The 19,486-nt window shown below is 75.1% G+C and carries 22 protein-coding genes; 11 read left to right on the top strand and 11 right to left on the bottom strand.

The features are described from left to right. Positions 1–47: 47 nt before the first annotated feature. The 3 genes from OHQ87_RS14410 to OHQ87_RS14400 all read right to left on the bottom strand — a co-directional run bounded on the left by OHQ87_RS14410 (position 48) and on the right by OHQ87_RS14400 (position 1,137). Positions 48–413: a DUF6401 family natural product biosynthesis protein gene (locus OHQ87_RS14410; RefSeq protein ID WP_328348587.1), complete on the bottom strand. Its 366-nt coding sequence runs from the start codon at positions 411–413 to the stop codon at positions 48–50. A gap of 313 nt (positions 414–726) precedes the next feature. Further along, complete coding sequence (locus tag OHQ87_RS14405; RefSeq protein WP_328348586.1) at positions 727–858, bottom strand: hypothetical protein; 132 nt, start codon at positions 856–858, stop codon at positions 727–729. A 12-nt stretch (positions 859–870) separates the two neighbouring features. Next, positions 871–1,137 carry a hypothetical protein gene (locus OHQ87_RS14400; protein WP_328348585.1) on the bottom strand — a complete coding sequence of 89 codons (267 nt, stop codon included), beginning with the start codon at positions 1,135–1,137 and terminating at the stop codon, positions 871–873. Between the two features lie 174 nt (positions 1,138–1,311). On the opposite strand from OHQ87_RS14400, the gene OHQ87_RS14395 reads away from it, so the two are divergent. Further along, a complete protein-coding gene (locus tag OHQ87_RS14395) occupies positions 1,312–2,145 on the top strand; it encodes a hypothetical protein (RefSeq protein WP_328348584.1) in 834 nt (277 codons plus the stop codon). Between the two features lie 18 nt (positions 2,146–2,163). Here the strand turns inward: OHQ87_RS14395 and OHQ87_RS14390 are convergent, their stop codons facing one another. Beyond that, a complete protein-coding gene (locus OHQ87_RS14390; protein ID WP_328348583.1) occupies positions 2,164–2,376 on the bottom strand; it encodes a hypothetical protein in 213 nt (70 codons plus the stop codon). A 161-nt stretch (positions 2,377–2,537) separates the two neighbouring features. On the opposite strand from OHQ87_RS14390, the gene OHQ87_RS14385 reads away from it, so the two are divergent. Then, on the top strand, positions 2,538–3,854 hold the full coding sequence (locus OHQ87_RS14385; protein ID WP_328348582.1) for an MFS transporter: 1,317 nt from the start codon (positions 2,538–2,540) through the stop codon (positions 3,852–3,854). Between the two features lie 25 nt (positions 3,855–3,879). Here OHQ87_RS14385 and OHQ87_RS14380 read toward each other — a convergent pair whose 3' ends face one another. The 4 genes from OHQ87_RS14380 to OHQ87_RS14365 form a co-directional block, all read right to left on the bottom strand. Then, a complete protein-coding gene (locus tag OHQ87_RS14380; RefSeq protein WP_328348581.1) occupies positions 3,880–4,146 on the bottom strand; it encodes a hypothetical protein in 267 nt (88 codons plus the stop codon). Between the two features lie 128 nt (positions 4,147–4,274). Beyond that, complete coding sequence (locus OHQ87_RS14375) at positions 4,275–4,736, bottom strand: SRPBCC family protein (protein WP_328348580.1); 462 nt, start codon at positions 4,734–4,736, stop codon at positions 4,275–4,277. A 52-nt stretch (positions 4,737–4,788) separates the two neighbouring features. Then, positions 4,789–5,205 (bottom strand): DUF2795 domain-containing protein, encoded by a 417-nt coding sequence (locus tag OHQ87_RS14370; protein WP_328348579.1) that lies wholly within the window; start codon positions 5,203–5,205, stop codon positions 4,789–4,791. A 65-nt stretch (positions 5,206–5,270) separates the two neighbouring features. Then, positions 5,271–6,251 (bottom strand): YihY/virulence factor BrkB family protein, encoded by a 981-nt coding sequence (locus OHQ87_RS14365; RefSeq protein ID WP_328348578.1) that lies wholly within the window; start codon positions 6,249–6,251, stop codon positions 5,271–5,273. A gap of 166 nt (positions 6,252–6,417) precedes the next feature. On the opposite strand from OHQ87_RS14365, the gene OHQ87_RS14360 reads away from it, so the two are divergent. Continuing rightward, positions 6,418–6,819 (top strand): ChaB family protein, encoded by a 402-nt coding sequence (locus tag OHQ87_RS14360; protein WP_328348577.1) that lies wholly within the window; start codon positions 6,418–6,420, stop codon positions 6,817–6,819. 53 nt (positions 6,820–6,872) lie between these two features. Here the strand turns inward: OHQ87_RS14360 and OHQ87_RS14355 are convergent, their stop codons facing one another. After that, positions 6,873–8,306, bottom strand: coding sequence for an aldehyde dehydrogenase family protein (locus OHQ87_RS14355; protein ID WP_328348576.1), 1,434 nt, complete (start codon positions 8,304–8,306; stop codon positions 6,873–6,875). A gap of 70 nt (positions 8,307–8,376) precedes the next feature. On the opposite strand from OHQ87_RS14355, the gene OHQ87_RS14350 reads away from it, so the two are divergent. Continuing rightward, positions 8,377–9,981: a phytoene desaturase family protein gene (locus tag OHQ87_RS14350; RefSeq protein ID WP_328348575.1), complete on the top strand. Its 1,605-nt coding sequence runs from the start codon at positions 8,377–8,379 to the stop codon at positions 9,979–9,981. 87 nt (positions 9,982–10,068) lie between these two features. On the opposite strand, the gene OHQ87_RS14345 is transcribed toward OHQ87_RS14350, so the two are convergent. Further along, positions 10,069–10,836: a polyprenol monophosphomannose synthase gene (locus OHQ87_RS14345; RefSeq protein WP_328348574.1), complete on the bottom strand. Its 768-nt coding sequence runs from the start codon at positions 10,834–10,836 to the stop codon at positions 10,069–10,071. A gap of 90 nt (positions 10,837–10,926) precedes the next feature. Further along, positions 10,927–11,367 (bottom strand): SRPBCC family protein, encoded by a 441-nt coding sequence (locus OHQ87_RS14340; protein WP_328348573.1) that lies wholly within the window; start codon positions 11,365–11,367, stop codon positions 10,927–10,929. Between the two features lie 219 nt (positions 11,368–11,586). Here OHQ87_RS14340 and OHQ87_RS14335 point away from each other — a divergent pair, with 219 nt between their 5' ends. The 7 genes from OHQ87_RS14335 to OHQ87_RS14305 are packed head-to-tail and all read left to right on the top strand — an operon-like array spanning position 11,587 to position 19,485. Beyond that, positions 11,587–13,356 (top strand): HAD-IIIA family hydrolase, encoded by a 1,770-nt coding sequence (locus OHQ87_RS14335; protein WP_442930776.1) that lies wholly within the window; start codon positions 11,587–11,589, stop codon positions 13,354–13,356. Next, complete coding sequence (locus OHQ87_RS14330; RefSeq protein WP_328348572.1) at positions 13,353–14,327, top strand: glycosyltransferase; 975 nt, start codon at positions 13,353–13,355, stop codon at positions 14,325–14,327. Before OHQ87_RS14335 ends, OHQ87_RS14330 begins: the two co-directional genes overlap by 4 nt. Then, the gene (locus OHQ87_RS14325; RefSeq protein ID WP_328348571.1) at positions 14,312–15,529 is read left to right on the top strand and encodes a glycosyltransferase; all 1,218 of its coding nucleotides are present in this window, start codon (positions 14,312–14,314) and stop codon (positions 15,527–15,529) included. The genes OHQ87_RS14330 and OHQ87_RS14325 overlap by 16 nt, the downstream gene beginning before the upstream one ends. Further along, positions 15,529–16,302, top strand: a complete 774-nt coding sequence (locus OHQ87_RS14320; protein ID WP_328348570.1) for a D-sedoheptulose-7-phosphate isomerase — start codon at positions 15,529–15,531, stop codon at positions 16,300–16,302. The genes OHQ87_RS14325 and OHQ87_RS14320 overlap by 1 nt, the downstream gene beginning before the upstream one ends. Next, entirely contained in the window at positions 16,299–17,807 is a 1,509-nt protein-coding gene (locus OHQ87_RS14315; protein WP_328348569.1) for a PfkB family carbohydrate kinase, read from the top strand. Before OHQ87_RS14320 ends, OHQ87_RS14315 begins: the two co-directional genes overlap by 4 nt. Continuing rightward, on the top strand, positions 17,804–18,508 hold the full coding sequence (locus OHQ87_RS14310) for an SDR family oxidoreductase (RefSeq protein ID WP_328348568.1): 705 nt from the start codon (positions 17,804–17,806) through the stop codon (positions 18,506–18,508). Before OHQ87_RS14315 ends, OHQ87_RS14310 begins: the two co-directional genes overlap by 4 nt. Continuing rightward, positions 18,505–19,485: a glycosyltransferase family 9 protein gene (locus OHQ87_RS14305; RefSeq protein ID WP_328348567.1), complete on the top strand. Its 981-nt coding sequence runs from the start codon at positions 18,505–18,507 to the stop codon at positions 19,483–19,485. The genes OHQ87_RS14310 and OHQ87_RS14305 overlap by 4 nt, the downstream gene beginning before the upstream one ends. Position 19,486: the final 1 nt, after the last annotated feature.

The raw sequence follows: 19,486 nt of genomic DNA, 5'->3' as shown, positions 1-19,486 counted from the left end.
TCGGCGCTGCGCCAGGCGCGGTCCGGGGCGGGCCAGGCCGGGGCGGGTCAGGCCGGGTCGAGGTGCCGGGGGTCGAGGGCGCGGGCCAGGACGCAGACCGCGAGTAGTCGGGTCAGCACCCAGTCCGGCGCGGCGAAGTCGACCGCGCCGGCGGGAAGCAGGCCGTAGGCGCCGGCCGTGTCGCGGACGCCCTCGGCATAGCCGGCCAGGGCCGCCGGGGTCAGCGGTCGACGGTCACCGTCGAGGCTGTCCCGGATCGCCGCGGCGTGCTGGTCGACCAGCGCGAGCAGGCCCGGCCGGGCCGCGGCGGCGGCGAGGCCGGGAGCGCCGACCGAGGCGGTGAGCAGGGCCAGGCGGGAGCGCGCCGCGCTCACGGCGGTCCCGGTCGCGACCTGGGGGTACGGCACTCGCATGAGGACCGAGGTTAACCACCGGGTAACCGGGGCGGAGTCGGCCGCTCGGCCGGTACCGGCACCCCCTCCGGCCGGTCGGACTCCGCCGCGCGGACCGACCCGGTCCCGGCGGCCAGCGGGAGCACCGCGCGCACCCGCCGCCTCCCGGACCGAGGTGGGCATCGACGTGACGGACCGGCCCAACGGGGACGGCGACCCCGGGTGGGCCGGAACCGCCTGACAGAGCAACCCGTCCTGCTGCGGGGTATCGCCGCGCAGCAGGACGGTGGGATCGGTGCCGGCCGGCGGTCACCCGGGACGGCAGTGGCCCGGCTCAGGGGGTGAGCGACCCGAGCAGGAGGGTGCCGGTGCAGGGCAGTTGCCCGACGTTGCCGACGGTCAGGACGTACTGCCGTTGGCTGGTGCCGTCCGGCCAGCCGTAGTTGCCGGTGGCCCCGGGTGCCAACGTCCCGGTCGATCAGTCGTGGGTCGGGGTCAGCCAGGACAGCAGGATGGTGGCCGCGCAGGTGGCCGTGCCGCTGTTGCGGACCACGAAGTGGAAGCGCCGCTCGCCGCTCGGCTCCCGGGAGTACCAGCTCCGGCTGAGCTCGAACTGGCAGAGGGTCGTGGAGCTGGCCCCGGTCGGGGAGAAGCCGACCTGGTAGGCCGCGTCGAGCGGGTTGGCGTTGTTCCACACCCAGCCCTGGGTGGCACCGGCGGCGACCGGGCCGGTGGACCACACCACATCCACACCGTCGGTCGTCTCGTCACGGTCGGCGCTCCTCGGCGTGTGGCGGCGTGACCACAAGGTTGCACAGGCGCGGTCGGCGCGGCGGGGCCGATATCCGACAGTGCGTGACCGCCCCCGGGTCGCTCGCCGTCGCTACAGTCCAGATCCCGCCCGGAAGGAATCCCGTCGATGGCATCGTCCCGAACCGACCGCCGGTGGTGCGGCGTGCACCTCGCCGGCCTCCTCGTGGTGGCCCTCGCCGCGCCGCTGCCGCACCCCGGGGCGGCGGTCGCCGGCACCGCGCTCGGGGACGGCGACGTGCTGGTCGCCCGCACCGCGCAGGACTACACCTACCGCACCTACCAGCGGCGCTGGTCGGTGGTCGCCGTGCAGCCCGCCGCGACCGCCGACTGGGACCTGACCCTGCGGGACACCGCCGGCGTCACCCTGGCCACGAGCTGGTACGGCATCGGGCTGACCGACTTCGTGGTGGTCGACTCCACCGCCGGGCACCGACCCTTCGGCGGGTACACGGCAGTGGTCACCGCGTACACCGCCGGTCCCTACTGGGTGCAGCAGCGCACCGACACCGCGACGATCACCCTGCCGCCGGTGACCCACTCCGGCACCACCGGCGCCGCCGACCCCGACCTGGCCTTCTCCAGCCTTGTCGACCACGACGTGGTCGCCGTCGCCGACCTCTGGCTGGCGGCGGGAGAGTCGTTCTGGGCGAACACCACGACCGCCGCGTCGTCGCTGCTGCTGGCGGAGAGCGACCCCGCCGATGCGGCGACCTTCGTGCAGGGCCGGGCCACCGTGGCGGCCCGACAGCACACCCAGGTCCTCGACGGCTGCACGCGCTATACCGCGCAGCGCACCGGCTGGCACGCTCTGGTCCAGATCGGCGACCGGACGCCGAGCACGCACGTCCCGACCCAGGGCACCGGGTACGCCCTGCACCGGGTCGACCCGGCCCGCCCGCTCAGCTGCCCGCAGCGGGAGTTCCCCGGCCCGACCCCGTGACGGGCGGTGCCGGGCAGGTCAGTCGGCGGGTGTGGCGTCGGCCGGACGGCGACGGCTGGCGTCGTCGGCGATGATCACGGTGGCCACCATGAGCGCGACGCAGATGCTGAACAACCACGAGTCGTCGGAGGCGAACCTGGCGGCGACCGGGGCCTGGACGGCGGCGAGCAGGAAGCCGAGCCAAGCCAGGCGGCGCTGACGAGGGGTGAGGAAACCGGAACCCTGTTGCATCCGGAAAGTCTTGCGCGGTCGCCTCGGATTGCCGGCAGCCGAACGGTGGATTCTGGACGACCTGTCCGGTTTCCTGCCCGTCCGGGCGTTCCACTCTGCCGGTTCGGGGGAGGCGACAATCACGTCGACCCGTTCTCGCTGATGCGGCAGGATGAGCCTCCGTGTCCGTCGCCCCGCCGCGTTCCTCGCTGCTCCTGCTCGCCTACCTCGCCTTCGTCAGTCTCGGCCTGCCCGATGGACTGCTCGGCGTCGGCTGGCCCTCGATCAGCGCCGAGTTCGGCGTACCGACCGGAGCGGTCGGCCTGGTGCTCACCGCCGGCACGGTCGGGTACCTGACCTCCAGCGTGCTCGCCGGGTTCACCCTCGCCCGGCTCGGCGTGGGCCGGCTGCTGGCCGGCAGCACCCTGCTGGCGAGCCTGGCCCTGACCGGGTACGCCACCGCACCCGCGCTGACCGTGCTGATCTGCTGCGCGCTGGTCCTCGGCCTCGGCTCCGGTGCCATCGACTCGGGCCTCAACGCCTACGCCGCCGGAGCGTTCGGCCCCCGGCACATGAACTGGATGCACGCCTTCTTCGGCCTCGGCGTGGCGATCGGCCCACTGGTGATGACCGCGATGTTGAGCACCGGCGCGGGCTGGCGCTGGGGGTACGCGGTCACCGCCGCCGCCCAGCTCGCCCTGGCCACCGCGTTCGCGCTCACCGTCGGGGCGTGGCGGGACCGGGCAGGTACGGCAGCCCGGCCCGCGTCGGCCGCCGACGACCCGTTGCCCGCCGCTGGGTCCGACCCGTTGCCTGCCGGGTCCGAGTCGCGGTCGGAGCGTGCTGTTCCGGTCGACGCGGGGTCGGTGCCGGACCGGACCGGAGCGTCAGTGCCGACCGGGCCGGCGGTGGTGCGGGTCTCCGAGACGCTCCGGCTGCCCGCGGTCTGGTTCGGCGCGCTCGCCTTCGCCGTCTACGTGGCGATCGAGGTGTCCGCGGGGCTCTACGCGTTCCTGCTGCTCACCGAGGGCCGAGGGCTGCCCGCCGCCGTCGCCGGGGTGTGCGTGTCGACATACTGGGGCAGCCTCTTCGTCGGCCGGGTGGTGCAGGGGCTGGTGGCCGAGCGGCTCGGCACCGCCCGGGTGCTGCGGGGCAGCCTGCTGGGGATGGCGGCCGGTGCGGTGCTGATCGCGTTGCCGGCCCCGGGCGCGGTGACGGTGGCCGGTCTGGTGGTGCTCGGCTTCGCCGCCGCGCCGGTGTTCCCGCTGCTCACCCTGAGCACCGCGGAGCGGGTCGGCCGGCAGCACGCGGACCGGGTGATCGGCGTGCAGATCGGTGCCGCCGGGATCGGGGCGGCCCTCATCCCGGCCGGTCTCGGCGTGCTGCTCGGCGACATCTCCGTCCGGCTGCTCGGCCCGGCGTTGACGGTGCTGGCGGTGGCGCTACTGGTGGTGCACGCCGCCGCCGCCCGCCGTACCGCCCCGTCGCCCGCCGCCTGAACCGCCGCCGGGCGGGGCGTGGACGTCACATCGTGTCGGGGCCGGTACGTCCGGTCGTGGAGGGCCGGTAGGCGCGCTCGGTGTCGGTCATCTCCCGCCGTTCGGCCGCCGGGCCGGCGTCCCGGTCCACCGGTTCGGGACCGTGCCCGAAGGCGGCCTCCTCGCCCGCGTCGTTGCCGGTCGGGTCGTCGGCCTGCCCGTCGATTGTCGACCGGGCGATCGCCCGGTCCAACTCCTCAAGCGGTGTCTTCTGCTCGTCCCGCCAGACCCTGCCGTCGTTGTTGTCCGTCATCCCATCGCGGTACCCCGACCCGGTGGTCGCAAACGGCCAGGCACCGGGAGGAACCACCGGCCGCGAACCGCTGACGGCCGCCGGGGGAGCCGGCGGCCGTCGATGGTTCGTGGGGTGCGGGGTGGGGATCAGGGCTGGGGCCGGTCGACCGACCCGCGCCACGCCCCGGTCTCCTGACCGCGACGCTCGATGAACTGCTTGAACCGCTCCAGGTCGCCCTTGGTCCGACGGTCGACCACGCCCAGCTTGTCGCCGGCCTGCTCGACCACGCCGTGCGGTTCGAAGTCCATCTGGAGGGTCACCCGGGTGTTGCTCTCGTCGAGGCGGTGGAACGTCACCACGCCGGCCTGCTGGGTGCCGCCTGTCGACTTCCAGGCCACCCGCTCGTCGGGCAGCTGCTCGGTGATCTCGGCGTCGAACTCGCGCTTGACCCCGGCGATCTCCACGGTCCAGTGGGTCATCGTCTCCGACAGCTGCCGGACCTCCTGCACCCCCTCCATGAAGTGGGGGAACTCCTCGAACTGGGTCCACTGGTCGTAGGCGGTCCGTACCGGTACCGACACGTCCACATGCTCGATAACGCCGCTCATTGGAAGTCCTCCTCTGCCCGCTGGTGGTCGTCCGGATCGTGGGCCGATCCGGTCACCAGCGCGTCGTCTCGTTCCGGTGCCCGAGTGCGGCCCACACCTCGGAGATCGTCTGGTAACGCGTCTCCTCCGGCAGCCGCTCCAGGGCGGCCACCAGGTCGTCGGGCGCCTGGTTCTCCCGGGCGTTGGCGATCAACGCCAGCCGGTCGCCGGGCAGGGCCGTCATCGTGATGAACCGGCCCAACCGGCTGCGCGCCTCCACGTCCTCCGCACTCATCCCCTGCGGGGTGCCGGTGCGCAGGTCGCCCGCCGGGGCCGTGGTGGCACCCGGCTGGTCCTCGCCGGCCGGCTCCGCCTCGCGGAACTCCTCGACCCGTGAGCCGCCGGTGCCCGGCCCCTGGACGAGGCCGCTGACCTCCTGGCTCATCTGGTCGTCGACCCTCGGTGCGTGCTTGCTGCTGCCACGTTCCATGTCTGGTGTGCTACCCGCAGCCGTCCCGGGGAAACGCCGGATCGGACGCCGAACCCGGCAACCGGTCACGAACCGGCGGTGGCCTTCGGTGGCAGCGCCGGCTCACCCGGGTCCTCCTGGCCCGCCTGCAACCGGCGCCCCCGCTGCAACTCCGCGTTGATCTGCACCCCGAACATCAGCGCCGAGTTCGACAGGTAGAGCCAGACCAGGAAGGCGATCACCGCGCCCAGGCTGCCGTAAGTGACGTCGTACGAGCCGAAGTTGGCCACGTAGAGGCCGAAGCCGAAGGAGACGACGATCCAGGACAGCAGCGCCACCGCCCCGCCCGGGGTGAGCCAGCGGAACCGGGGCTGCCGGACGTTCGGCGCGATCCAGAACATCAGCGACAGCAGGGCCATCATGACCATCGCCAGCACCGGCCACTTCGCGACGCTCCACATCGTCCGGGCCAAACCACCCGCGCCGACCAGGTCGCCCACCGCGTCGGCCACCGGACCGCTGACGATCAGGCCCAGCGCCACCACCGCCAGCAGCAGCAGCGACAGCGCGGCCATGCCGATCTGCAACGGGCGCAGCCGGTAGAACGGGCGACCCTCCTCGACCCCGTAGATCGCGTTGGAGGCCCGGGTGAACGCGCCGATGTATCCGGACGCCGACCACAACGCGCCGAGCAGACCGAAGCTGAGCAGCACCTTCGTCCCGCTCTGCTGGTCGACCACCGTGCGGACCACCGAGACGAAGCCCTCGTTGCCGACCACCGAACCGGCCCCGATGTCTCGGGCCAGGTCCAGCACCGTGTCCACGGTCCGCTCGCCGTCCGAGACCAGACCGACCAGGGCCACCACCACGACGGTGGACGGGAACAGGGCGAGCACCCCGTAGTAGGTCAGCGCCGCCGCCCAGTCGGCGCAGTTGTCGTTGACGAAGCCCTGACCGCTGCGGACCAGCACCCCCCGCCAGGTCGACCAGCTCAGCTGACGTATCCGGCGGGGAATGCGCACCTGCGGCCCCTCACCGGTGACCACGGTCGGCTCCGTCGCTGCCATCCTCGGCTCCTCGTCCACCCGACGACCCGGCGGACCCGACGTCCGGCGCGCGTCTGGGCCGGGCGGTACCCGACGGTGGAAATCGACAAACCCGACGCCGGCGTTTGCCGGTGCGGGCGCCGGGAACCGTTCAGGCAGCCAGACAGTCGACGCGAAGGAGGACGAGATGCCCGGGCGCGAGGTACTGCCCAGCACGCTGCGACGCTCCCCGGAGAAGGCGCAGCGCACCTGGGAGAAGACGCACGACTCGGCGGTGGAGACCTACGGCGAGGGGGAGCGGGCGCACCGTGCCGCCTTCGCCGCCGTCAAGCACCAGTTCGAGAAGGTCGGCGACCACTGGGAGCCGAAGGGTCGCAAGGGGCCCAGCGACCGGCAGGCGGAGGGTGGCGGCCCCGGCCGGCGGGCTCCCACCGCCGGTGGGGTGGACGCCAACGCCACCAAGGACCACCTGATGCAGGTGGCGAAGAAGCTCGACGTACCGGGCCGCAGCCGGATGACCAAGCCGGAACTGGTCAAGGCGATCGAGAAGGCCAACGACCGGGCCACCCGCAGGGCCCGCGGCGACTGACTGACTGCGGGGTACGCGCCACGCGGGGCCGCCCCGACCGGGGCGGCCCCGGCTCACCAGTGGCCGCCGCCCGGCGCCTCCAGGTGGACCGCCTTGACCGTGCTGAACTCGTCAAGCAGCTCCGGGCCGTACCCGAAGCCCTGGCCGCTGCCCCGGCGTGGCTGCGCGGCACCGCCCGGCGCGCCCCCGAACACCGCGTTGACCTTCACGGTGCCCACCGGCAGCTCCCGCCAGGCCCGCTGGGCATGACTCATCGACCCGGTCAGCACCGTCGCGGCCAGCCCGTACGGAGAGTCGGCGGCGCACCGCAGCGCCTCGCTGAACGAGTCCACCGTCACCACGGCGGCCACCGGCCCGAACGTCTCCTCGCGGACCACTGTCATCTCGTGCCGGCAGTCGGTGACCACCGTCGCCGGATAGAACGCCCCCGGCCCGTCCGGCAGCACCCCACCGGCGCGCAGCGTCGCCCCCTGCGCCACCGCCGCGGTCACCTGGCCGTGCACGTGGTCGCGGTGCCGTCGGTCGACCAGCGGCCCGAGTTCGGTGCCCGGGTCGCGCCCCGGGCCGACCACCAGGGCGGTGGCCCGCTCCACCAGCGCGTCGACGAAGTCCTCGGCGACGTCCCGGTGCGCGTAGATCCGCTCCACCGCCACGCAGAGCTGCCCGGCGTTGGCGAACGCCCCGATGGCCGCCTGGTCGGCGGCCCAGCGCGGATCCACCCCGGCGTCCACCACGAGCGGGTCGCTGCCGCCGTTCTCCAGCAGCGCCTTGGCTCCGGTGCGGGCGCAGGCCGCCGCGATCGCCCGGCCGGTCGTGGTGGCACCGACGTGCGCGACAACGTCCACCGGCTGGGCGGCCAGCGCCGCGCCCACCTCGGCGCCCCCGGTCAGCAGGGACAGCACCCCGGCGGGGAACACCCCGTCGAACAGCCGGGCCAGCAGCCAACCGGTGACCGGGGTGCGCTCGCTGGGCTTGTACAGCACCACGTTGCCGGTGACCAGGGCGGCACCGAGCAGACCGCAGGAGACCGCCACCGGGTCGTTCCACGGGGTGATCGCGGCGACCACCCCACGCGGCTGCGGCGTCATGAAGTCGATCGCGTCACCGCCGCCGTGCAGCGTCCGGCCGCCCCGCAGCGGTCCCAGCTCGGCGTACTGGCGCAGGGTGCCGACGCCGGCCGCCACCCCGCCCCGGGCGTCGGCAAGCGGCTTGCCCATCTCCGCCGTCGTCGCGGCGGCCAGTTCGTCGGCCTCCGCCGCGACCGCGTCCGCCGCCTCGTGCAGCAACTGCGCCCGCTGCGCGGCCGGCGTCGCCGCCCACCCGGCGACCACCTCCCGTGCCGCCCCGACCGCCTTGGCCACCTCGTCGGCCGTCGCCACCGGCACGGTGCCGACCGGGGAGCCGTCGGCCGGGTCGTGCACCGTCAGCTCACCGCCCTCGCCGCCCGCGCCCCACACCCCACCGATCAACTGCTCCACCCGGTACATGCGGCGGGATGCCCGGCTCCCGGCGGAGCAAACACGTTTCGCCCGGTTGCCGGCGGGGTAGCCGGATCCGATGATCTCGCCCGGCACGGACACCGCGGACGCCGTCGTCATCGGCGCCGGACACAACGGCCTGGTGGCCGCCAACCTGCTCGCCGACGCCGGCTGGGACGTGGTGGTGTTGGAGGCGACCGCCGCGCCCGGTGGGGCGGTCCGCTCCGCCGAGGTCACCGCCCCCGGCTACCTCAGCGACCTCTACAGCTCCTTCTACCCCCTCGGGTACGCCTCTCCGGTGCTCGGCGGCCTCGACCTGCCCCGGTACGGCCTGAACTGGACACACGCCCCGGACGTGCTGGCGCACCTGCTGCCCGACGGTCGGGCCGCCGTGATCAACCGGGACCTCGACACCACCGCCGCCTCGCTGGAGAGGTTCGCCCCCGGCGACGGAGAGCGCTGGCGGCACGCGTACGCCGACTGGGCGCAGGTGTCCGGGCCGATGCTCGACGCCATCACCACCCCGTTCCCCCCGGTACGCGGCGGGCTGGGGCTGCTGCGTCGACTGCGTGTCGGCGGTGCGCTACGGCTGGCCCGTCGGCTGGTCCTGCCGGTCCGCAAGCTCGGTGCCGAGCTGTTCGCCGGCGAGGGCGGCCCGGCGCTGCTGGCCGGCTGCGCCCTGCACACCGACCTGTCCCCCGAGGAGGCCGGCTCCGGCGTGTACGGCTGGCTGCTGGCCATGCTGGGCCAGGAGGTCGGCTGGCCGGTGCCGGTCGGTGGCGCCCAGCGGATCACCGACGCGCTCGTCGCCCGGCTCACCGAGCGGGGCGGCCGGATCTCCTACCGGGCGGAGGTCGACCGGGTGCTCACCGCCCGGGGCCGGGCGATGGGGGTACGCACCGTCGGCGGGGCCACCTGGCGGGCCCGCCGGGCGGTGCTCGCCGACGTGCCCGCCCCCGCCCTCTACCTGGACCTGGTCGGCGCCGCCCAGCTGCCACCCCGACTGGTGGAGGACCTGGCCCACTTCCGCTGGGACGGCTCCACCCTCAAGGTCGACTGGGCGCTCTCCACCCCGGTGCCGTGGACCGACCCGGCGTTGGCCGGCGCCGGCACCGTGCACCTGGGTGCCGACCTCGACGGGCTCACCACCTACTCCGCCGAACTGGCCCGGGGCGAGATCCCGGCGAAGCCGTTCCTGCTCGCCGGGCAGATGACCACCGCCGATCCGACGCACTCGCCGGCCGGCACCGAGTCGATGTGGTCGTACACCCACCTGCCGTTCCGGCGGCACTGGCGGGCCGAGGACATCGCCCGGCAGGTGGACCGGATGGAGGACGTGCTGGAGGCGGCCGCCCCGGGGTTCCGCAGCCGGATCGTCGGCCGGCACGTCGCCGGGCCGGCCGAGCTGGAGCAGGGCGACCCGAGCCTGGTCGGCGGGGCGCTGGGCGGTGGCACCGCCGCGGCGTACCAACAGCTGTTCCTGCGCCCGATCCCCGGCCTGGGCCGGGCCGACACCCCGGTCGACCGGCTCTACCTGGCCAGTGCCTCGGCGCACCCCGGCGGCGGGGTGCACGGCGCACCCGGCGCGAACGCCGCCCGGGCGGCCCTGGCCCGCGACCGCGCCGTCACCGGTGGTCTGTACGCCGGCATGATCGACGCCGCGCACCGGACGCTCTACCGCTGACGCCGTGTCCCCGGTGCGGCACCCCACGGCTGTCGCCGTCCACCACAGTCGTCGGCCCGGCGTCCGCACCGGGCCGGCGACTGTCGGTCAGGAGTCCAGGTTGCGGTGCCGGGTACGCAGCTTGAACGGCATCAGCGCGCTCTCCACCTTGGTGGCGGTGGTCATCTTGGACAAGCCGTCGCGCCGCTCCTCGAACCGGATCGGCACCTCCAGGATGGTGTGCCCCAGCTTGGTGGCCAGGTAGTGCATCTCCACCTGGAAGCTGTAACCGTTGGACTGCACCCGGTGCAGGCCGATGTCGCGCAGCGCGTCCGCCCGCCAGATCTTGAAGCCGGCCGTCAGGTCGCGGATGCGCACCCGCAGCAGGGTGTGCACGTAGAGGTTGGCCCACCCGCTGAGCGCGCGACGGTAGAGCGGCCACGCCTCGTCGAGCTGGCCGCCCGGCACGTACCGGGAGCCGATCACCACGCCGGCCTGGGTGGAGAGCAGCGCGCCCAGCATCCCGGGCAGCGCCGCCGGCGGGTGCGACAGGTCGGCGTCCATCTGCGCCACGTACTCCGCGCCGCCGTCCAGGGCCCGGCCGATGCCGTCCACGTACGCCCGGCCCAGGCCCTCCTTGCCGGCCCGGTGCACGACCTGCACCCGGTCCGGATGCTCAAGGGCCAGCTTGTCGGCCACCTCACCGGTGCCGTCCGGCGAATTGTCGTCGGCGACGAGCACCTTCAGGCCGGGCAGCGGCAGGGCCAGCAACTGGTCGACCAACACCGGGAGGTTGCCCGCCTCGTTGTAGGTGGGGACCACGACGGTCAGGCGTGCGTCCCGCCACGGTGACGGCAGCTCCACGGGTTCGATCATCTCGGACATCCTCAGTCGGCGGACGGCATTCCCCCACAGGGTAGCCAAAGCCCGACCGAGGCCCTGCCGAGGCTCCCCGCGACCGCCCGGTCACCGTTCGGCGCGCTCGTCGGCCTTCTGCCGGGTGGCGATGTCGGAGAGCCGGCGCAGGGTCTCCCTGTTGCGCTGGTGCAGCACCAGGTCGTTGAGCCTGTTGCGGAACCAGTGCAACGGGCCGGCGGCGAAGTCCTCACCGATCCGTACCCGGGTCGCGCCGTCGCCCTCCGGGGTCAGGGTGAACACCACTACCGCCTCGCCGACCGGCCACAACCCGGCCCGCAGCACCAGCCGGTGCGGCGGGTCGCAGACCAGCACCGTCGAGGCGTCCTCCAGCGAGAACGGCCACGGGCCGGCCCGGTGGTGCAGGCGGGTGCCCACCCGGGGCCACTGCGCGTCGACGTCACGCACGTGCACCGTGCCGACCACCCAGTCGCTGTACGTCCAACCGTCGGCCAGCACGTCGAAGACCTGCTGCGGGGGTGCATCGATCACTTTCTCCACAATCGCCACCGTCGACCAGTACCCGGGCCGGCGTACGCTAACCCGCCGGGTTAGCTTCTCCGGGCCGACGGGTAACGCTGCACCGACGGACGCGGCTGACGACGAACGGGTGCGCGGCGGACCGGCGGCGACGGGTCACGCGCGGACCCGCCCGCCGTACCGGCCGGTAGGCCCAGGTTTACTCCTCGGGGCCTCGGGAACCCGCCGCCCGTGCGACGGGACGCGGAGCCGTATCAGCGCAGGCCAGGCCGGGACGACCCGGTCGCCGGCCAGGGCGTCCCCGCGCTGTACGACGCGGTGCTGCTGGACCGTGACGGCACCCTGGTCGAGGACGTGCCCTACAACGGCGACCCGGACAAGGTCCGGCCGGTGCCGGGGGCGCGGGCGGCGCTGGACCGGCTGCGCGCCGCAGGCCTGCGGCTGGGCGTGGTGACCAACCAGTCAGGCCTGGCCCGTGGGCTGTTCTCCACCGCCCAACTGCGGGCCGTCAACGCCCGGGTCGAGCAACTGCTCGGGCCGTTCGACACCTGGCAGTGCTGCCCGCACGACGAGCGGGCCGGCTGCGCCTGCCGCAAACCGGCCCCCGGCATGGTGCACGCCGCCGCGCGGGCCCTCGGCACCACCCCGGACCGCTGCGTGCTGGTCGGGGACATCGGCGCCGACCTGGCCGCCGCCGACGCGGCCGGCGCTGCCGGGGTGCTGGTGCCCACTGCGGCCACCCGGGCCGCCGAGGTGGCCGCCGCCGGGCACGTGGCCGTCGACCTGCCCGCCGCGGTGCAGCTGATCCTGGACCGGGCCGCACTGCTCGCCGGCCTGTCCCCGCACCGGCCCGTCCCCGCACCGGTCGCCGGCCTGCCCAGTCGCCGGCCCGGCACCGTGCTGGTGGTCCGCAGCGACTCCGCCGGGGACGTCCTGGTCACCGGTCCCGCCGTCCGCGCCGTCGCCGCACACGCCGAGCGGGTCGTGCTGCTCTGCGGTCCCCGGGGCCGGGACGCCGCAGCTCTGCTGCCCGGCGTCGACGAGATCGTCGAGTGGCCGCTGCCCTGGATCGACGGCGTACCCGCCCCGGTCGACCCGGGGGACATCGGTCGGCTCGTCGAGCGGCTGCGCGCCGTCCGGGCCGACGAGGCCGTCGTCTTCACCTCCTTCCACCAGTCGGCGCTGCCGCTGGCGCTGCTGCTGCGGATGGCCGGCACGCCGAGGGTCAGCGCGATCAGCGACGACTACCCCGGTTCCCTGCTCGACGTCCGGCACCGGATCCCCGACGGGCTGCCCGAGCCGGAACGGGCCCTGTCGCTGGCCGCCGCCGCCGGTTTCACCCTGCCCGACGGTGACGACCCGCGGCTGCGCATCCGCACCGACCGGGTGCCGCCCGCCCCGGCCGGGCTCGGCGGTCCCGGATACCTGGTGCTGCATCCCGGCTCGGCGGTGCCGAGCCGGGCCGTCCCGCCCGAGTTGGCCGCCCGGATCGTCCGGGTGCTCACCGCGGCCGGTCACCGGGTGGCGGTCACCGGTGGACCCGACGAGACCGCGTTGACCGCCCGGGTGGCCGGCGACACCGGCATCGACCTCGGCGGCCGGACCGGCCTGGCCGAGCTGGCCGCCGTGCTCGCCGGGGCCGGTGCGCTGGTGGTCGGCAACACCGGCCCCGCCCATCTGGCGGCCGCGCTGGGCGTGCCGGTGGTCAGCCTGTTCGCCCCCACCGTCGGTTATGGACAGTGGGGGCCGTACCGGGTGCCGGCGGTGCGGCTGGGCGACGCCAGCGCGCCCTGCCGGGACACCCGGGCGACGATCTGCCCGGTGGCGGGTCACCCCTGCCTGTCGGCCGTCGAACCGGGCCGGGTCCTCGACGCGGTACGCCTGCTGGGCGTCGTCGCCGACGCGCCGGCCCGACCGGCCGGCTCGCCGCCGACGGTCCGGTCCGGCCCGCCGTCGGGCGGGGTGACGCCGGTGACCGTCGGGCGGGGGAGTGCCCGATGAACATCCTGCTCTGGCACGTACACGGGTCCTGGACCACGTCCTTCGTGCACGGCAGGCACCGCTACCTGGTGCCGGTCACCCCCGACCGCGGACCGTACGGGTTGGGCCGGGCCCGCACCTACCCCTGGCCGGACAGCACCGTCGAGGTGACCCCGCAGCAACTGCGCCGGGAGGACGTCGACGTGGTGCTGCTGCAACGCCCCGAGGAGTTCGACCTGGCCTGCGAGTGGCTCGGCCGACCGGTGGGTCGGGCGGTGCCGGCGATCTACGTCGAGCACAACACCCCGAAGGGCGACGTGCCGAACACCCGGCACCCGGTGGCCGACCGGGACGACCTGCTGCTCACCCACGTCACCCACTTCAACGAGCTGTTCTGGGACAACGGGAGCACCCGCACCGCCGTCGTCGAACACGGCGTCGTGCCACCCGCCGTGACCTGGACCGGCGAACTCGACCGGCTCGCCGTGGTGATCAACGAGCCGGTACGCCGTGGCCGGATCACCGGCACCGACCTGCTGGCCCGGTTCGCCGAGATCGCCCCGCTGGACGTCTTCGGCATGGGGGTGACCGGGCTCGCCGACCATCTCGGCCTGCCGGCCGACCGGTTGACCAGCCACGACGACGTCCCGCAGCACCTGATGCACGCCGAGTTGGCCCGGCGGCGGGCGTACCTGCACCTGTGCCGGTGGACCTCGCTGGGGCTGAGCCTGATCGAGGCCATGACGATCGGCATGCCTGTGGTCGCGCTGGCCACCACCGAGGCCGTACAGGCGGTGCCACCCGGCGCGGGGGCGCTCGCCACCCGGGTCGACACCCTGCTGGCCGCCGCCGCCCGGTTCGTCGCCGACCCCGCCGAGGCCCGCCGGGCGGGTGCCGAGGCGCGTACCGCCGCCCTGGGCCGTTACGGCCTGGACCGTTTCCTCGCCGACTGGGACCGCCTGCTGGAGGAGGAAGTATGCGCATCGCGATGATCTCCGAGCACGCCAGCCCGCTCGCCGTGCTGGGCGGTGAGGACGCCGGCGGGCAGAACACCCACGTCGCGGAACTCTCCGCCGCGCTGGTGGCGGCCGGGCACGATGTCCGGGTCTACACCCGGCGCGATGCCGTCGACCTGCCGGTCGCCGTCCGGGCCCCGGACGGGTACGAGGTGGTGCACGTCCCCGCCGGCCCCGCCGAGCCGGTCGCCAAGGACGCCCTGCTGCCGCACATGAAGGAGTTCAGCCACTGGCTCACCGCGCGGTGGCGGGGCGGGGACTGGACCCCCGAGGTGGTGCACGCGCACTTCTGGATGAGCGGGCTGGCCGCGTTGGCCGCCGGCCGGCAGACCGGGGTGCCGGTGGTGCAGACGTACCACGCGCTGGGCGCGGTCAAGAAGCGCCACCAGGGGGTGCAGGACACCAGCCCGGCCCGCCGGATCGGCTACGAACGGGAGCTGGGCCGCGCGGTCGACCGGGTGATCGCCCAGTGCCGCGACGAGGTGGGGGAGCTGGTCCGGCTCGGCGTCCCCCGGTCCCGGATGACAGTCGTGCCGTCCGGGGTCAACCTGGACACCTTCGCCCCGCTCGGTCCGGCCGTCGCGCGGGAACCCGGCCGTCCCCGGGTGCTCACCGTCGGCCGGCTGGTGGAACGTAAGGGCTTCCAGACGGTGATCCGGGCGATGGCGCTGGTCCCCGAGGCCGAGTGCGTGGTGGTCGGCGGCCCGCCCGGCGGGCTGCTGGAGACCGACCCGTACGCCAGGCGGTTGCGCGCGCTCGCCGGCACCTGCGGGGTCGCCGACCGGGTCCGGCTGGTCGGGGCGGTGCCCCGGGAGGAGATGGGCCGCTGGTACCGGTCGGCGGACGTGCTGGTCGCCGCCCCCTGGTACGAGCCGTTCGGGCTCACCCCGCTGGAGGCGATGGCCTGTGGGGTACCCGTCGTCGGCACCTCGGTCGGCGGCATCCGGGACACCGTGGTCGACGGGGTGACCGGTGACCTGGTCCCGGCCCGCGACCCGCAGGCCCTGGGCGCCGCGCTGGCCAGCCTGCTCGACGACCGGATCCGCCGCTTCGGGTACGCCACCGCCGCGTTGCAGCGGGCCCGCCGCAGCTACTCCTGGGCGACCGCCGCCGACCGGCTGGCCGAGGTGTACGCCGAGGTCGCCACGGTCCGCCGGCCGAGCCGGGTGGGCGCCTGATGACGACGTCGACCGGGGCGGCGCGGGCCGGCCTGCTGGACGCGCACCTGAACCTGCTGGCCGAGGCGCTGCTGCCGTACCGCGCGGCGGAGCCGTTGCTGGCCCGGTGGGGTACCGAGCTGGCCGGGATCCTCGTCGGCGGCGGCCGGTTGCTCGTCGCCGGCAACGGGGGCAGCGCCGCGGAGGCCCAGCACCTGACCGCCGAGTTGGTCGGCAAGCTGCGCGACGACCGGCAGCCGCTGTCGGCGATCGCCCTGCACGCCGAGACCTCGGCGTTGACCGCGATCGGCAACGACTACGGCTACGAGGAGGTCTTCGCCCGCCAGGTCCGGGCCCACGGCCGCCCGGGTGACGTCCTGCTGGTGATGTCCACCAGCGGGGCCAGCGGCAACCTGCTCGCCGCGGTCGCCGCCGCCCGGGAGACGGGGGTGCGCTGTTGGGCGTTCACCGGACCGGCGCCGAACCCGCTCGCCGGGGTCTGCCACGAGGCCCTCGCCGTCGCCTCCCCGGACAGCCAGGTGGTGCAGGAGCTGCACCTGGTCTCCACCCACGTGCTCTGCGAGTACGTCGACCGGGCGCTGCCCACGGCACTGGCCGCCCTGGCCGGGCAGGCGGCCACCGTGGCGGCCGACCTGCCCGGTCCGGCGGTGGACGGTCCGGCGGTGGACGACCTGCCCGCCCCGCCGGTGGCGGACGGTGGACCGGTGCGGACCGGGGTGGAGGTGGTCGTCGACGGGGCGTCGGCCGACGGGGAACGGGGAGGCGCGGCGTGAGAGGTCCCCTGGTGGTCATCGGCGACACCCTGCTGGACCGGGACGTCGAAGGCGCGGTGAACCGGCTCTGTCCCGACTCGCCGGTGCCGGTGCTGGACGAGACCGCGTACGCCGACCGGCCCGGCGGGGCGGGCCTGGCCGCGGTCTTCGCCGCCGCCGCGGGCGCCGAGGTGGCGCTGGTGACCGCGCTCGCCGACGACGCCGGGGCCGCCCGGCTCAGCTCCCTGCTGACCGCCGCCGGGGTGCAGGTGTACGGGTTGTCGCTGGCCGGGACGACGCCGGAGAAGATCCGGCTGCGGGCCAGGGGCCGGGTGCTGCTGCGGCACGACCGTGGCGGCGCCGTGGGTGAACCGGGGCCCCCCACCGATGCGGTGCTCCGGTTGATCGCCGGGGCGTCCGCGGTGCTGGTAAGCGACTACGGGCGGGGGGTGGCCCGGCAGCCGGCGCTGCGGGCGGCGCTGGCCGCGACCCGGGCGCCGGTGGTCTGGGATCCGCATCCGCGTGGCCCGGTCGCCGTACCCGGGGTGCAGTTGGTGACCCCGAACGAGTCGGAGGCCCGGGAACTGGCCAAGGTGCCACCGGGCGGCTCCCGGCTGACGACCGCCGCGCAGGCCGCGCAGAGGCTACGGGACCGCTGGCGGGCCGGCGCGGTGGTGGTGACCCTCGGCGGTGACGGTGCGCTGCTCTCCCACGCGGGGAAGACTCCGCTGATGGTCTCCGCGCCGGTCTCCGCCGAGGGGGACACCTGCGGGGCGGGGGACCGGTTCGCCTCGGCGGCCGGGCTGGCGCTGGCCCGGGGGGCGCTGGTCTCCGAAGCGGTCCAGGCGGCGGTCGGTGCGGCATCGGCGTACGTGGCGGACGGAGGGGTGGCCGCCGCGCTGCCCGCGCCCGTGCGCGCCTGCCCGCCGGTGCTCGTCGGCGGCGGGGAGCGGATCGGGGCCGCCGCCGCCGGCGCGGTGGTGGCCGAGGTACGGGCGGCCGGCGGGACCGTGGTGGCCACCGGTGGCTGCTTCGACCTGCTGCACGCCGGGCACGTGGCGACCCTCCAGGCCGCCCGGCAACTCGGCGACTGCCTGGTGGTCTGCCTGAATTCCGATGCCAGCGTCACCGGGCTGAAGGGTCCGGACCGGCCGGTGACCACGCAGGGCGACCGCGCCCGGCTGCTCGCCGCGTTGAGCTGTGTCGACGCGGTGGTGGTCTTCGACGAGGCGACCCCGCACGCGGCACTGGGCTGGTTGCGACCCGACATCTGGGTCAAGGGCGGGGACTACGCCACCGGCGTCGGGGACGAACCGATCCTGCCGGAGGCCGACCTGCTCCGCCGGTGGGGTGGGGACAGCGTGGTGGTGCCGTACCTGGACGGGCGCTCCACCACCGACATGATCGCGGCGGCCCGGGGCGAACGCCGGACCGCCGCGTCGGCCGACGCCCCGCAGCCGGAACCGGCCCGTTCCCCGGTGGAGGCGGCGGGGCCGGCGGGTTCGACAGCGGAGGGAGCACGATGAGCAGCAGTCCATTCCGGGCCGGTCGGACCGTCCTGGTCACCGGCGGATCGAGCGGGCTCGGCGCGGCGGTGGTCACCGCCGTCGCGCGGGCCGGCGGACGACCGTTGGTGCTGGACCGGCGCCGCCCCGACGACGACGGGGTGCCGTGGGTCGGGTGCGACCTGGCCGACACCCGGGCCGCCGAGGAGGCCACCCGGGAACTGGCCGAGCGGGCCGGCGGGCTGGACGCGGTGGTGACCGCCGCCGGGATGGACGTGCCGGGCCGGCTGGCCGACGTCCCCCGCGAGACCTGGGAACGGATCGTCGTGGTGGACCTGCTCGCCACGGTGGCGGTGGTCCGGGCCGCGCTGCCCTACCTGGAGGCGTCCCGGGGCAACGTCGTCACGGTCGCCTCCACCCTGGGCGTCAAGGCGGTCGGGGACGCCACCGCGTACTGCGCGGCGAAGTTCGGGGTGGTCGGCTTCACCCGGTCGCTCGCCGCCGAGCTGGCCGGCAGCGTCGGGGTGACCCTGCTGATCCCGGGCGGGATGCGGACCGCCTTCTTCGACGACCGTGACCCGCAGTACCGACCCGGGCCGGATGCCAAACTCAACGCCCCGGAGGACACCGCCGCCGCAGTCATGTTCGCGCTGTCCCAGCCGCCCGGCTGTGCCGTTCGGGAGTTGGTGGTCTGTGCCGAACAGGAGACCTCGTACCCGTGATCCTGGTGCTGCGGGCGCTCGGCGTCGGGGACCTGGCCACCGCGGTCCCCGCCCTGCGTGCCGTGCGGGCCGGGTATCCGGACGAGGAGTTGGTGTTGGCCGCGCCCGCCTGGCTGGGACCGCTTGTCGAACTGGTCGGCGGGATCGACCGGCTGCTGCCCACCGACGACCTCGGCCCGCCACCCTGGCCCGGCCCACCGGCCGGTCGGTCACCGTCGTCGGCTGGCCCGGCGTCGTGGCCCGGCCCACCGCCGGAGCTGGCGGTCAACCTGCACGGACGGGGGCCGGAGTCGCATCGGATGCTGGCCGGCGCGGGCCGGTTGCTTGCCTTCCGGTGCCCGTCGGCCGGGCACCGGGACGGTCCCGACTGGTGCGACGACGAACACGAGGTGGACCGCTGGTGCCGGCTGCTCGACTGGTACGGCATCCGGGCCGACCGCACCGACCTGGCGTTGCGTCGACCATCACCGGGGCGGTTGCCGGCCGGGGTGACAGTGGTGCATCCGGGCAGCAAGGTCGAGGCGAAGAGGTGGCCGGCGGACCGGTTCGCCGCGCTGGCCCGACGGCTGACCGACCGGGGGCACCGGGTGGTGGTGACCGGTTCGACCGGTGAGCGGGAGCTGGCCGCCCGGGTGGCGGCGGGCGCGGGGCTGCCGGGGTCGGCGGTGCTGGCCGGGCGGACCGACCTGGGGGAGTTGGCTGGGCTGGTGGCTGCCGCCCGGCTGGTGGTCAGCGGGGACACCGGGGTAGGTCACCTCGCCACCGCCTACCGCACCCCGTCGGTGCTGCTCTTCGGCCCGGTCCCGCCGGCCCGCTGGGGGCCGCCGCCGGACCGGCCGTGGCACCGGGTGCTCTGGGCCTTCGGTGAGGATTGCGGCGGTTCCTCCGGGGTAGCAACGGCGGCGAGGTTGGCGGCGCTCCCGGTCGACCGGGTGCTCGCCGCGGTGGACGAGGCCGAGGAAATGGTACGGGTCTGAG

The organism is Micromonospora sp. NBC_00421 (assembly GCF_036017915.1).
GTDB lineage: Bacteria > Actinomycetota > Actinomycetes > Mycobacteriales > Micromonosporaceae > Micromonospora.
Note: the sequence above shows the minus strand (reverse complement) of the source record. Positions and strands in the feature narration are given on the sequence as shown.

What these genes read in the sequence shown, in the direction of transcription:
- OHQ87_RS14410 (WP_328348587.1), bottom strand. Translation starts at nt 413, where the DNA reads ATGCGAGTGCCGTACCCCCAGGTCGCGACCGGGACCGCCGTGAGCGCG.
- OHQ87_RS14395 (WP_328348584.1), top strand. Translation starts at nt 1,312, where the DNA reads ATGGCATCGTCCCGAACCGACCGCCGGTGGTGCGGCGTGCACCTCGCC.
- OHQ87_RS14390 (WP_328348583.1), bottom strand. Translation starts at nt 2,376, where the DNA reads ATGCAACAGGGTTCCGGTTTCCTCACCCCTCGTCAGCGCCGCCTGGCT.
- OHQ87_RS14380 (WP_328348581.1), bottom strand. Translation starts at nt 4,146, where the DNA reads ATGACGGACAACAACGACGGCAGGGTCTGGCGGGACGAGCAGAAGACA.
- OHQ87_RS14375 (WP_328348580.1), bottom strand. Translation starts at nt 4,736, where the DNA reads ATGAGCGGCGTTATCGAGCATGTGGACGTGTCGGTACCGGTACGGACC.
- OHQ87_RS14370 (WP_328348579.1), bottom strand. Translation starts at nt 5,205, where the DNA reads ATGGAACGTGGCAGCAGCAAGCACGCACCGAGGGTCGACGACCAGATG.
- OHQ87_RS14365 (WP_328348578.1), bottom strand. Translation starts at nt 6,251, where the DNA reads ATGGCAGCGACGGAGCCGACCGTGGTCACCGGTGAGGGGCCGCAGGTG.
- OHQ87_RS14360 (WP_328348577.1), top strand. Translation starts at nt 6,418, where the DNA reads ATGCCCGGGCGCGAGGTACTGCCCAGCACGCTGCGACGCTCCCCGGAG.
- OHQ87_RS14355 (WP_328348576.1), bottom strand. Translation starts at nt 8,306, where the DNA reads ATGTACCGGGTGGAGCAGTTGATCGGTGGGGTGTGGGGCGCGGGCGGC.
- OHQ87_RS14350 (WP_328348575.1), top strand. Translation starts at nt 8,377, where the DNA reads ATGATCTCGCCCGGCACGGACACCGCGGACGCCGTCGTCATCGGCGCC.
- OHQ87_RS14345 (WP_328348574.1), bottom strand. Translation starts at nt 10,836, where the DNA reads ATGATCGAACCCGTGGAGCTGCCGTCACCGTGGCGGGACGCACGCCTG.
- OHQ87_RS14330 (WP_328348572.1), top strand. Translation starts at nt 13,353, where the DNA reads ATGAACATCCTGCTCTGGCACGTACACGGGTCCTGGACCACGTCCTTC.
- OHQ87_RS14325 (WP_328348571.1), top strand. Translation starts at nt 14,312, where the DNA reads ATGCGCATCGCGATGATCTCCGAGCACGCCAGCCCGCTCGCCGTGCTG.
- OHQ87_RS14320 (WP_328348570.1), top strand. Translation starts at nt 15,529, where the DNA reads ATGACGACGTCGACCGGGGCGGCGCGGGCCGGCCTGCTGGACGCGCAC.
- OHQ87_RS14310 (WP_328348568.1), top strand. Translation starts at nt 17,804, where the DNA reads ATGAGCAGCAGTCCATTCCGGGCCGGTCGGACCGTCCTGGTCACCGGC.